The sequence below is a fragment of the Sorangium sp. So ce117 genome, assembly GCF_051524395.1.
GTDB classification, from domain to species: domain Bacteria; phylum Myxococcota_A; class Polyangia; order Polyangiales; family Polyangiaceae; genus Sorangium; species Sorangium cellulosum_B.
Genome location: NZ_CP150309.1, coordinates 7,329,673 through 7,342,072, shown reverse-complemented (window position 1 = coordinate 7,342,072; position 12,400 = coordinate 7,329,673). Strand labels below are relative to the sequence as shown.

Below are 12,400 nucleotides of genomic sequence, written 5' to 3'. Positions count from 1 at the left end.
CGCGCCCATGGAGGTAGCCGATGAAACTTCGCTTGTTTGCGCTCCTTGCGCTCGCCGTTCCTTCCGCGACGCTCCTGTCGCCGCGCGAGGCGCTCGCCTGCGGCGGGTGCTTCGCCCCGCCCACCGAGACGACGGTCGTCAACGCGCACCGGATGGTGCTCTCCGTGTCGCCCGTCCAGTCGGTGCTCTGGGATCAGATCCAGTACTCCGGCGATCCGAGCGCGTTCGGGTGGGTGCTCCCGGTGAAGCGCGGAGCGATCCTCGAGGAAGGCTCGGATGCCTGGTTCGAGACGCTCGACGCGGCCACGTCGGTGCGCATCACCGCGCCGAGCTCCACCTGCGCCCGGAGCGGCGGGGGCTGCGGCGCGACCCTCGGCTCCGCGGACGCGGCGGGGGAGGCGTTCGGCGGCGGCGATCAGGTCACCGTGCTCCACCGCGGCACCGTCGGTCCGTACGAGACGGTGACGCTCGCGACGGACACGCCCGGCGCGTTGAACACGTGGCTGGAGACGAACGGCTTCAACGTCGACGAGTCGACACAGCCGATCATCGACGCCTATGTCGACGAGGGCTTCGACTTCATCGCCATCAGGCTCCAGCCGGGCAAGGACGTGAAGGAGATGACGCCGGTGCGGGTCGTCACGCCGGGGGCGAACCCCGCGCTCCCGCTCCGGATGGTCGCCGCCGGGACGGGCGCGAACGTCGCGATCACCCTGTTCACCATCAGCGAGGCGCGGCTCGCCCCCGAGGGGTTCGCGGCCGCTGCCGTCCCCATCGACCTCCTCGCGTGGGACTTCGCCCCGCAGGAGTCGAACTACGGCGTGCTCCGCGAGAAGGCGATCGCGGCGGCCGACGGCGGCCGCGCGTTCCTCACCCCCTACGCGCAGCAGGGCTCGCTGTTCTCGCCCGTGTCGAGCCCCGCGGCGCCGTTCGGCGTGCGCTACACGACGAGCGGCTCGACCACCCCGGTCGACACGATCGCCGCCGCGTTCGCCCAGCAGGGGCTCGCCAACGGCGAGACCGGCGAGGTCCAGGACTCCGCGTGCGCCGTGCGCTTCGCCGAGATCGCGACCGAGAGCCGCGCCGTGGCGAACCCGTGCCCGGCCGGCGTCCCGCTGTCCGATCCGAGCTGCGGGGAGGTCGCCTCCGACCAGATCGACGCGCGCGACCTCGCGTGCGGGGCGCTCGACGACCTCGCCATCGCGATGGTCGGCCTGCACCCGAAGGACGTCTGGCTGACGCGTCTGGAGGCGAACCTGCCGCGCGCCGCGCTCGACACGGACCTCGTGCTGAGCCCCGCGCCGCAGGAGCGGGTCGACAACTGGCTGCGCGCCCGCGTCAGCGTCCACGCCGACGTGCTCTGCGGCGCGGCGACCCCGGTCCTCGACGGCGACCGCCCCTCGCGGACCCGCGGGCAGGGCACGCTCGTGGGCATGACGCTCGGCGCCCTCGCCGTCGCGGCGGCGCTCGCCCGTCGCGGCGCACGCCGCCTCGCCTCCCGCCCGGCCTGACCGGCGCTCAGACGCCTTCGTCCCGCGTCCTGGCCCGGGCGACGGGCAGGGCGTGGCCCTGCTCCGGGACGATGGTGAGGGCGCCGTCCGCCTCCAGGATGGCCCATCGCACCTGGGAGAGGCGCTCCAGCCCGCTCTTGTGCATCTCGGACAGGATCTCCTCCGGCTGGATCCGCTCGCGATTGCACGCCTCCTCCAGGATACGGCCCTTCGCGACCAGCACCGTGGGCGAGCCGTCGATGACCTCGGACGCCTTCGGGAAGAGGTGCGTCAGGACGGACGTCAGGAACACGAGCACGAGGACGGTGGACACGCCCGCGAGCGCGTTCGCGAGCGACGCCTCGCGGACGAGGGCCTGCGAGACGATCTCGGGGATCAGCATGAGCGTGACGAGCTCGAACGGCGACATCGAGCTGAGCTCGCGCTTGCCGAGCACGCGGAACGCGGCGGCGAGGAACACATAAACGAAGGCGACGCGGGCGACGGTCTCCATGGTGATCTCAGGGGAAGATGAACGTGCGGAGCGGCACGTGGACGCCGCGCTCCCCACCGCACGCCAGGGTCGCGTTGCCCGACGCGAGCCAGCTGCGCTCGCCGCGGAGCTCGATGTCGATCCGGCGGCGCTCGCCGGGCGCGAGGTCGCCCAGCGCGAAGCGCCCGAACGCCGCCTCTGCAGGCGTGGTGTGGTGCTCCTCGAAGCTGTCCAGGTAAGCCTCGTCGATCGTGAGCGCAGCCCCCCGGCAGGGCTCGCCCGCCGTGTTCTCCACGTCGAGCGTGACCCGTTCCATGTCGCGGAAGCGCATCCGCTCGGGGTAGGCGACGCGGAGGGTGAGCCCCTGCGCCGTCGCCTCGCGCGTCTGCAGCGCGTGCATGAACAAGGCGCTCGCGGCCACGCAGGCGAGCGCGAGCGCGCCGATCGCGTGCAGGGGATCCAGGGCGAGCCGGCGCCGCAGGGGCGGCGCGGACGGCGGTGTGGGCACGGGTTCGGACGGCGCCCGGCGCGACCTGGTGCGCGTCCGGGCGGGCCGAGGAGCGGAGAGCTCGCGGGTGGCGGGGATCATCGCGCCCACGCCGTTCAAGACTGGTGCCGCGGCCCGCTCGCGCGCGCGGCCCGCTAGCGCACGCGCGGCCCGCTCGCGAGGGCGGCCGCTGCGCCGGAGAGGCCGCTTGCCCCGCAGGCGCCGCGGACGGCGCCGTGAGCGTGGCGCTTTGCCACGTGGTGAGCCTCCCGTTGCTGACATCCCTGCGCGATCGCGCCTTGGCGATGTGGCACACGGGCTGCTTGAGCCACGGCGGTGAGCGCGCGGGCCGCTGTGGCAATCGAGCTGCATCCGCCCGGCGTTCGGGACTCGACATGACCTGCTCGGCGCCGACGTTTCCAGGCTCCAGGGCGGACTCCAGCACCGGTCGCGCTGCGGCAGGGGGCGCTCTCCACACGACGCGCCTCCTCCCCGGGATGAAATGGGTGCTCGAGTCGCTCCTCGATGACATCGCGCTCGCCCGGGAGCGGATATGGATCTCCACGTACATCTACCGCAACGATCTCATGGGTCGTCGCTTCGCCGACGCCTTCGCGAGCGCCGCGCGGCGCGGCGTGGATGTCCGGCTCCTGTACGACGCGCTCGGCAGCCACACGACGCCGGCGGCGTTCTTCGAGGACATGCGGGCTCGCGGCATCCGCGCCCGCGCCTACAGGCCGCTGGGCGCCGTGCTCCGCGGGGGCGCCCTGTTCCCGCGGGAGCACTCGCGCATCGTGGTGATCGACGGCGCCGGATACGTGGGCGGCGCTGCGTGGGCCGACGAGTGGCTGCCGCGCGACGAGGGCGGCGACGGCTGGCACGAGGTCTGTAGCCGGGTGATGGGGCCCTGCGTGACCGACATGGCGCGGGCGTTCGAGTGCCGCTGGATGCTCGCCAACGAGGCCGCGGGGCGCTCCTTCGATTACTGGACGGGCGGCGTCTACGACGACGTGGAGTTCATCACCGACGCGCCCACGCCGCCCGCGGTCATCTACGAGCGCCACCTCGCGCGGGTGCGCGCGGCGAGGCGGCGGGTGTGGATCGAGAACGCGTACTTCTGCCCTCCGCGCGGGCTCGAGCGCGAGCTCATCGACGCCGCGCGCCGCGGGATCGACGTGAAGATCATCGTGCCGCGCGACTCCGACCTTCCGGCCATCCGCCACGCGAGCCTCGCGCGGTACCCGTCATGGCTGGAGAACGGGCTCCAGATCCACGAGTTCCTCCCGTCGATGCTCCACGCGAAGTTCGCGGTGATCGACGACGACTGGGCGACGGTGGGGACCTTCAACGCGAACGCGACGAGCCTGAGGTGGGTGAGCGAGGCGAACCTCATCGTCAAGCAACCCGCCTTCGTGAGGGACGCGGCCCGCCTGTTCGAGCAGGACCTCGGTCGGAGCGAGGCTGTGCGCCTCGACAACCTGCCCAGGCAGGGCCCCTTCGCGCAGGCGCGCAACGCGCTGTGGAGCTTCGGCCTCGACCTGGTGGAGCCTCGCCATGCGGGCGCGCTCCCCGAGGCCGAGCGTGAGGGCGGGTTCCTGCAGGCGCTCGGCGTCTAGAGCGGCGGTCACCCGCTTCGGATACGGGCCCACCTCGACGTTTTCGGTGCTCAGCGCACCGGAGTGCGCTTGCGCGCCGAAAACGCCGATCTGGGCCCGTCTCCTGTGCGGGTGACCGCCGCTCTGCTCGGCATGGTGCTGAGGTGGGCGGAAACCGCTGTAGAGCGCCCATCTCATCGATCAACCGAGAGATGAACCGCCAAGCGCGCCAAGAAGAGGATAAAAATCTTGGCGTCCTTGGCGGTTCGAAATTCTGCCCTATTCAGGCAGTTTCAATCGGTATCCGAGGCGCTACGGCGCCGCTGGAGCGCTCGAAGAGCCCTCCGCTGCGCCGGCATCCGCGGACGGCGGCGCCTCCTCGGTGGTCGCCGGCCGGTGGACGCCGGGCTCCTTCTCGGCCGTCCCGGCGTCATCGTAGATCCCCACGGCGCTCGTCGATGCGTCAGCGGCTGGAGCCGGAGGGCAGGCAGCTTCCCCGCCTTCCTGGCCGCCGGCAGGACAGGCGGCGCTCCCTGGCTCCTGCGCCGAGCCGGCGGACGCCGGCTGCGCAGGCGAGGCCGGCGCCTCCGCGCCCGCGCTGGGCCCGGACGAGCCGGGCGGCGGGCTCGCCGCTGGCGCCGGCGGCTTCCCGGTCGCGGCTGGCGCGTTCGCCGCCGGCGCCGCGATCGCAGCCCGGGCGGCGGCCGCGGCCGGCGCCTGAGGCGCGGAGACCGCGGCCTTCACCGCGCGCGTTGGGCGCGATGTCGTGGGTCCGACCGGCGGCGCTGCGCTCCCCTGCGCCACGCCGGCCGGAAGGGAGCTCGCCACGAGCGGTGGCTGCGCCGGAGACGGCGCCGCGGCGACCATCGCCACGGGCTGGACAAGCGGCGCCGGCGTCGACTCGCCCGCGCGACCCGCCGTGCCCAGCGCGACGCTCCACACCGCCGCTCCCGCCAGGGCCACGAGCCCGGCCGCCGCGACGGCGCGGAGCGGAAAGCGCTCCCGCCACGACGATCGCGGCGACGGAGACGCCGCCCCCGGCAGATTCACCATCGCGGTCGCCTCGGACCACGCGCGCTCCCCGCTCTCCTCGATCCCCTTGCGCTCCACCGCCCCCGGCGCGCCGTGACCCACCGCAGCCGCCGCCCCCGGCGCCCTCGGCGCGGCCGTCATGGGCACCTGCAGCTCCAGGGAGTCGTCCGCGCGGCGCGAGTGCAGCGTCGGCGCGGAGCTCACCGCGTTCAGCCGCGGCGACGGCGACGGGATCTGGCTGGCCCGCTCGTCCAGCCATTGCGCGCGGAGCGACGCGCCGCACACGTCCTCCGAGACTCCCCTCGAGACAAGCCACGTCGCGAGCGCGCTGCCCAGCTCGCGCATGCTCCCCCAGCGATCCGCCGGATCCTTGCGCAGCCCGCGCTCGATGATCGACCACAGCGCCGGATCCGAGCCGCACCGCTCGACGAGCGAGCGCACCGGATCCTGGACGATCGCGCGCAGCGTCCCGAACCCGTGCTCCCCAGCATACGGGGTCTCGCCCGCGATCGCCTCGTACAGCATCGTGCAGAGCGCCCAGATGTCCGCGCGATGATCGATGTGGCCTTGCCCGAGCGCCTGCTCCGGCGGCATGTACTGCGGAGTCCCGATCACGGCCGCGCCCGTCGATCCGGACTCGGGCTCGGTCCACGTCACCTTCGCGATCCCGAAATCGACGACCTTGGGCCTTATCCGCCCGTCGCCCTGATTCGCGAGCATCACGTTGTCCGGCTTGAGATCCCGGTGAACGACGCCCCGCTCGTGGGCCGCGTGCATCGCGCTCGCGACCGGCAGCAGGATCGCCAGCGCCACCTCGGGAGCGAGCCGGCGCTCGCGGCAGAGCACGTCCCGGAGGGCCTCACCCTCCAGGAGCTCCATCACGATGTACGGGGTGCCGCCCGCGGTCTTGCCGAGATCGAAGACTCGCACGATCCCGGGGTGGCTGAGCTTCGCCGCGGCCCGCGCCTCACGCAGCAGGCGCTCGGCGATCGCGGGAGAGCGCATCTCCGGCCGCAGCACCTTGATGGCCACATTGGCCTCGAGCGCCGTGTTCGTGGCGACCCAGACAGACCCCATCGCGCCCTCTCCCGCTTTGCGGAGGAGCTGGTACTTCTCGCCCACCACCGTGTCGACCTCGAAGCATTCCCCTGAGGTGTGCTCGAACGCCTGGGTCATGTTGCTCGACATGCGCTCTCCTGCCGTCTGCTCCGGCCATCCGCCGCTCGCCACGCGACGGCACGCGCCGAGTCTGGAGCATCGCGTGTGCCAGGCGATCCGCTCGGGGAGCTCCTGAACGCCTGCACGGGCGCGTCAGCGGCAGCGCGCCTCAGCGAGGCAAGTTGCCACGTGCCTTCCGCCTTCCCGCGACCGCTCAGATGAAGCTGTCGTAAGGACGCCGCTGCGAGCTCTCGCTCCGGACGTCCTCGGCGCCGGCGTACTCGAGGATCAATTCCAGGATCTCTGCGTCTCGCTCGGAGGAAGCATTTACGCCCACGAGGATCGCGCCTTGTCGTAGGCCGCTGTCGTAGATGCTCGCCCGGTGCTCGGGAATGCCGGCGCTGACGAGCGCGTCGACGAGCCCGCCGGCCGCGCCGCCCGCGCCAGCTCCGGCGAGCGCGGCCTCGATGGGCCCCGCCGCCACGAGCCCCAGGCCAGGGAACGCCACGCTCGCGCCGAGCACCACGAGCGAAGTCGAGGCTGCCCCCGCCGCCCCGCCGACGTCCGCCGCCGCGCCCGCGGTTCCGTCCACGGCGCGCTGGTCGGACCCCGCATCGCTCATGACAAGGCTGATGGCGTCACGCGTGTATCCACAGCTCATCACGCGCTCAACCGACCTCTCGGCGTCCGACCGTGTCCTGACGAGACCGGTCACCAGCTTTGGCCTCACCTACAGCTCCTTTCCCGATGAACGTCCTCTCGCGCGCGCCCTGCCTGTATTCTGGAAACCCACATCGTCACAGCTGGCGACAGCAGGCGTCATGCCAAAGGAAAATGCGGGAAATGCTCGGTGCTCTGCGCAGTCGATCGTCCGTGTGTCGCGCAAGAGCTTGCGCAGGTGCGCCACACTGAGGCGTCGTTGCAGCGCAGACGAAACCGCCGGGCGTGCTCGGGGGCGATCGCGGGTGTTGTGTGGAGAGCGGCGGTCACGGGAGATGAAGCGAGCTCAGCGATGCAGCCAGATGCGGAGCTGCGCCAGCAGCTGCTCCGTGTCGACCGGCTTCGAGGTGTAGTCGGTCGCGCCCGCCTCCAGGCACTTCTCCCGGTCGCCTTTCATCGCCCTCGCCGTGACGGCGATGATCGGCAGCGTCTGGAATGCAGGCTGTTTGCGGATTGCGCGGATCGTGTCGTATCCGTCCATCTCCGGCATCATGATGTCCATGAGCACGACGTCGATCCCGCTCGTGCTCGCCAGGCGCTCGATGGCGGCCTTCCCCGTGTCGGCGGTGAGGGTGGTCATCCCGTAGCTCTCGAGGACGGTCTTCAGCGCATAGATGTTGCGGAAATCGTCGTCGACGATCAGCGCACACTTGCCGGAGAGCGCGGCGGCCGACTCGTGGAGCTGCTCCACGATGAGCCGCGTCGGCTCCGGCAGATCCGAGACCTGGCGGTGCAGCGCGAGCGTAACCTCGTCGAGCAGGCGCTCTCTCGACTGGACATGCTTCACGGGCAACTTCTGCGCCAGCCGGGAGAGCTGCGCCTCGTCGTCCCCGGCGACGCCGGCCGGCGCGTACACGATGGCCGTGAGATCGGCGAAGCGCCCTGCGCGATCGAGGCGCTCGATGAGCTCGAGGCCGGGCAGGTCCGGCAGGTGCAGGTCGATCACGATCGCGTCGAACGCCTCGCGATCGAGCGCGTCGAGCGCCTCCTGGGCCGTCGTCGCGCTGGCGACCGTGACCTCCTCGTCCCCGAGCAGCTCGGTCACCGGGGCGAAGGAGGCCTCGTCCGGCGCGACCACGAGCAGCCGGCGCCGCGGCGAGCCGATCAGCCCGGCGAGCCGCGCGAACGCCTCGTCGAGCGCCGTCCTGCTGCTGAGCGGCTTGTTGAGCAGGCCCACCGCGCCCATCCGCCGCGCGCGGCTCCGCTCCTCCTCCGTCTCTGTCGTGATCACCTGGACCGGGATGTGCCGCGCCGAGAGGTCGCGCTTCAGGCAGTCGAGCACGCGCCACCCGTCGACGTCGGGCATGTTGATGTCCAGCGTGATCGCCGCGGGCTGGATCTCTCGCACCACCGAGAGCGCGGTCGCGCTGCGGAGCGCGACGACCGCCTTGAAGCCGTGCTCCCGCGCGACATCCACGAGGAAGCGGGCGAACACGGTGTCGTTCTCCACGATCAGGATCGCGCGGTCGCCGGGGCGGACGCTCTCGCTGTCGTCGATGATCTGGACGTCCGCGCTCGCGGACGTGCGATCCGACGGCCGGCTGCTGTGGACGGCATCATCGATGGACGGGGGCGCGTCGAGGACGTGAGTCGGCTGCCGCCGCGCCGCCCGCACGGGCCGGAAGGTGCGCGGCAGGTAGAGCGTGAACGTGCTGCCGCGGCCCGGCGCGCTGACCAGCGTGAGATCGCCGCCGAGCATCCCCGCGATCTCCCGGCTGATCGCGAGCCCGAGCCCTGTGCCGCCGTACTTGCGGCTCGTGCTGCCGTCCGCCTGCTGGAACGCCTCGAAGACGATCTGCTGCTTGTCCGGCGCGATCCCGATCCCTGTGTCATGGACGGAGAGCGCGATCACCCCATCGGCCCGGCTGAGCACTTCGTTCTCACGGCTCCAGCCGCTGCGGGCCACTGTCACCTCCAGGACCACCTTGCCGCGCTCGGTGAACTTGAAGGCGTTGGAGAGCAGGTTCTTGAGCACCTGCTGCAGCCGCTTCGCGTCGGTGAACATCGACGTCGGCAGCGTCGACGAGAAGGAGAGCTCGAAATCGAGCTTCTTGGCCTCGGCGACGTGCCGGAACGTGCGACGCACGTAGTCCGAGAGGTCCGTGAAGCTGATCTCTCCGACGTCGACGACGACGGTGCCCGACTCGATCTTCGTGAGATCGAGGATGTCGTTGATGAGCCCCAGGAGATCGGTGCCTGACGCGTGGATCGTCTTCGCGTACTCGACCTGCCTCGCCGTGAGGTTCTGGTCGTTGTTCCTGGAGAGCTGGTCCGACAGGATGAGGAGGCTGTTCAGCGGGGTCCTGAGCTCATGGGACATGTTCGCCATGAACTCCGACTTGTACTTGGAGGTGAGGGCGAGCTGGCGCGCCTTCTCCTCGAGGGCCTGGCGGGCCTGCTCGACCTCGTGGTTCTTCCGCTCGACCTCCACGTTCTGCTCCGCCAGGAGGCGCGCCTTCTCGCCGAGCGCGGCGTTCGTCTCCTGGAGCTCCTCCTGCTGGCTCTGGAGCTCGCGCGCCAGCGACTGGGACTGCTTGAGCAGGTCCTCGGTGCGCATGTTGGCCTCGATCGTGTTCAGCACGATGCCGATCGACTCGGTGAGCTGGTCGAGGAACGCCTGGTGGGTCGGGCTGAAGCGCTCGAGCGACGCGAGCTCGATGACGGCCTTCACCTGCCCCTCGAAGAGCACGGGCATCACGATGATGTTGACCGGGGGCGCGTCGCCGAGGCCGCTCGTGATCGTGATGTAGTCGTGGGGCGCGTTGACGAGGAGGATCTTCTCCTTCTCGAGGGCGCACTGCCCGACGAGCCCCTCGCCCAGCTTGAACTGGTTGTCGACGTGCTTGCGCTCCTTGAACGCGTAGCTCGCGAGCAGCTTCAGGACGGGCTCCTCGCGGGAGGCATCCATGATGTAAAAGACGCCCTGCTGCGCCGTGACGACGGTGGCGAGCTCGGACAGGATCCTCCGGCCGACGGTGAGCAGATCCTTCTGCCCCTGGAGCATGCGGGAGAACTTGGCGAGGTTGCTCTTGAGCCAGTCCGTCTCGCTGTTCTTCAGCGTCGTGTCCTTGAGGTTCCGGATCATCTCATTGATGTTGTCCTTCAGCGCGGCGACCTCGCCCTGCGCCTCGACCTTGATGGACCGGGTGAGATCGCCCTTGGTCACGGCGGTGGCGACCTCGGCGATCGCGCGCACCTGCGTGGTGAGGTTCGCCGCGAGCTGGTTCACGTTGTCGGTGAGGTCCTTCCACGTGCCGGCCGCGCCGGGCACGCTCGCCTGCCCGCCGAGCTTGCCCTCGACGCCGACCTCGCGCGCCACCGTCGTCACCTGATCCGCGAACGTCGCGAGCGTCTCGATCATGCCGTTGATCGTGTCCGCGAGCGCGGCGATCTCCCCCTTGGCGTCGACGACCAGCTTGCGCTTGAGATCGCCGTTGGCGACCGCGGTCACGACCTTGGCGATGCCGCGCACCTGGTTCGTCAGGTTGCCGGCCATCGAGTTCACGTTGTCGGTGAGGTCCTTCCAGGTGCCTGCGACGCCGCGGACGTCGGCCTGCCCGCCGAGCTTGCCCTCGGTGCCGACCTCGCGGGCGACGCGGGTGACCTCGGAGGCGAAGGAGCGGAGCTGATCGACCATCGTGTTGATGGTGTTCTTGAGCTCCAGGATCTCGCCCTTCACGTCGACCGTGATCTTCTCGGAGAGATCGCCGTTGGCGACGGCGGTTGTGACGGCGGCGATGTTGCGCACCTGGGAGGTGAGGTTGCCGGCCATCGAGTTGACGGAGTCGGTGAGGTCCTTCCAGGTGCCTGCGACGCCGCGGACGTCGGCCTGCCCGCCGAGCTTGCCCTCGGTGCCGACCTCGCGGGCGACGCGGGTGACCTCGGAGGCGAAGGAGTTGAGCTGATCGACCATCGTGTTGATGGTGTTCTTGAGCTCCAGGATCTCGCCCTTGACGTCGACGGTGATCTTCTTCGAGAGATCGCCCTTGGCGACGGCGGTGGTGACGGTCGCGATGTTGCGCACCTGGGCCGTGAGGTTCGACGCCATCGAGTTGACGGAGTCGGTGAGGTCCTTCCAGGTGCCTGCGACGCCGCGGACGTCGGCCTGCCCGCCGAGCTTGCCCTCGGTGCCGACCTCGCGGGCGACGCGGGTGACCTCGGAGGCGAAGGAGTTGAGCTGGTCGACCATCGTGTTGATGGTGTTCTTGAGCTCCAGGATCTCGCCCTTGACGTCGACGGTGATCTTCTTCGAGAGATCGCCGTTGGCGACGGCGGTTGTGACGGCGGCGATGTTGCGCACCTGGGAGGTGAGGTTGCCTGCCATCGAGTTGACGGAGTCGGTGAGATCCTTCCAGGTGCCTGCGACGCCGCGGACGTCGGCCTGCCCGCCGAGCTTGCCCTCGGTGCCGACCTCGCGGGCGACGCGGGTGACCTCGGAGGCGAAGGAGCGGAGCTGATCGACCATCGTGTTGATGGTGTCCTTGAGCTCGAGGATCTCGCCCTTCACGTCGACGGTGATCTTCTTCGAGAGATCGCCCGTGGCGACGGCGGTGGTGACGGCGGCGATGTTGCGCACCTGGGAGGTGAGGTTGCCGGCCATCGAGTTGACGGAGTCGGTGAGGTCCTTCCAGCTGCCGGCGACGCCGCGGACGTCGGCCTGCCCGCCGAGCTTGCCCTCGGTGCCGACCTCGCGGGCGACGCGGATGACCTCGGAGGCGAAGGAGCCGAGCTGCTCGACCATCGTGTTGACGGTCTTGGCGGTCCGGAGGAACTCGCCGTCGAGCGGCCTGCCGTCCACCTCGAGGGCCATCGTCTGCGAGAGATCGCCCTTGGCCACGGCGCCGATGACGCGCGCCGTCTCGGCGGTGGGGTGGACGAGATCGCCGATCAGCGCGTTGATGCACGCGATCTCGTCGGCCCACGCGCCGCTCACCTCGCCGATGAAGGCGCGCTGGGAGAGCTTGCCCTCCTTGCCCACCGCGCGGCTCAGGCGGTCGAGCTCCTTCGCGAGCTTCTCGTTGCGCTCGACGACGTCGTTGAACGTATCGGCGATCTTCCCGTCGAGCCCGAGCCAGTGGACGGGCAGCCGCACCGAGAAATCGCCCTTCTTCAGGCCCGTCAGCGACATCAGCAGCGTCCGCCGGTCGAGCTCGTCGCTCTCGAGCGGCGCGGCGGCCTGGGGGCGCTCGGCCGGGCGGGCCTTCCTCGCGCGCGCGGCGCCGTGCTGCAGCCCATCCCCGGACGCGGCCTTCTTGCTCTTGCCATTGCCGGCTCTCGCCTTGCGGGCCGCCTTGTCGAGGTCGCTTCGCTGCTCCATGCCGCTGTTCTCCTGGTCCCGCGTGCGGGCAGGACCGATCGGTCACTAAGGAAAATGAGCGCGCCCCCCGGGCGCGGAGGGGCCCAGGGGGGCTGGAGGCCGTCGGAC

At 70.7% G+C, this 12,400-nt stretch carries 7 protein-coding genes; 2 read left to right on the top strand and 5 right to left on the bottom strand.

The features are described 5' to 3' along the window. Positions 1-20: 20 nt before the first annotated feature. Positions 21-1,511, top strand: coding sequence for a DUF2330 domain-containing protein (locus WMF46_RS27450; protein WP_437979900.1), 1,491 nt, complete (start codon positions 21-23; stop codon positions 1,509-1,511). A gap of 7 nt (positions 1,512-1,518) precedes the next feature. On the opposite strand, the gene WMF46_RS27445 is transcribed toward WMF46_RS27450, so the two are convergent. After that, entirely contained in the window at positions 1,519-2,004 is a 486-nt protein-coding gene (locus WMF46_RS27445; protein ID WP_437979899.1) for a DUF421 domain-containing protein, read from the bottom strand. A 7-nt stretch (positions 2,005-2,011) separates the two neighbouring features. Next, positions 2,012-2,491 (bottom strand): hypothetical protein, encoded by a 480-nt coding sequence (locus tag WMF46_RS27440; RefSeq protein ID WP_437979898.1) that lies wholly within the window; start codon positions 2,489-2,491, stop codon positions 2,012-2,014. Positions 2,492-2,865: 374 nt separating this feature from the next. Here WMF46_RS27440 and WMF46_RS27435 point away from each other — a divergent pair, with 374 nt between their 5' ends. Continuing rightward, positions 2,866-4,086, top strand: coding sequence for a phospholipase D-like domain-containing protein (locus WMF46_RS27435; protein ID WP_437979897.1), 1,221 nt, complete (start codon positions 2,866-2,868; stop codon positions 4,084-4,086). Between the two features lie 291 nt (positions 4,087-4,377). Here WMF46_RS27435 and WMF46_RS27430 read toward each other — a convergent pair whose 3' ends face one another. From WMF46_RS27430 to WMF46_RS27420, 3 genes are all read right to left on the bottom strand, one after another. Beyond that, positions 4,378-6,285 (bottom strand): protein kinase domain-containing protein, encoded by a 1,908-nt coding sequence (locus WMF46_RS27430; RefSeq protein WP_437979896.1) that lies wholly within the window; start codon positions 6,283-6,285, stop codon positions 4,378-4,380. A 184-nt stretch (positions 6,286-6,469) separates the two neighbouring features. Continuing rightward, on the bottom strand, positions 6,470-6,877 hold the full coding sequence (locus tag WMF46_RS27425; RefSeq protein WP_437979895.1) for a hypothetical protein: 408 nt from the start codon (positions 6,875-6,877) through the stop codon (positions 6,470-6,472). 384 nt (positions 6,878-7,261) lie between these two features. Beyond that, complete coding sequence (locus tag WMF46_RS27420) at positions 7,262-12,292, bottom strand: HAMP domain-containing protein (protein WP_437979894.1); 5,031 nt, start codon at positions 12,290-12,292, stop codon at positions 7,262-7,264. Between the last annotated feature and the right edge of the window lie 108 nt (positions 12,293-12,400).

Coding starts and splice junctions, on each gene's coding strand:
- WMF46_RS27420 (WP_437979894.1), bottom strand. CDS start 12,292: ATGGAGCAGCGAAGCGACCTCGACAAGGCGGCCCGCAAGGCGAGAGCC.
- WMF46_RS27435 (WP_437979897.1), top strand. CDS start 2,866: ATGACCTGCTCGGCGCCGACGTTTCCAGGCTCCAGGGCGGACTCCAGC.
- WMF46_RS27445 (WP_437979899.1), bottom strand. CDS start 2,004: ATGGAGACCGTCGCCCGCGTCGCCTTCGTTTATGTGTTCCTCGCCGCC.
- WMF46_RS27425 (WP_437979895.1), bottom strand. CDS start 6,877: ATGAGCGATGCGGGGTCCGACCAGCGCGCCGTGGACGGAACCGCGGGC.
- WMF46_RS27430 (WP_437979896.1), bottom strand. CDS start 6,285: ATGTCGAGCAACATGACCCAGGCGTTCGAGCACACCTCAGGGGAATGC.
- WMF46_RS27450 (WP_437979900.1), top strand. CDS start 21: ATGAAACTTCGCTTGTTTGCGCTCCTTGCGCTCGCCGTTCCTTCCGCG.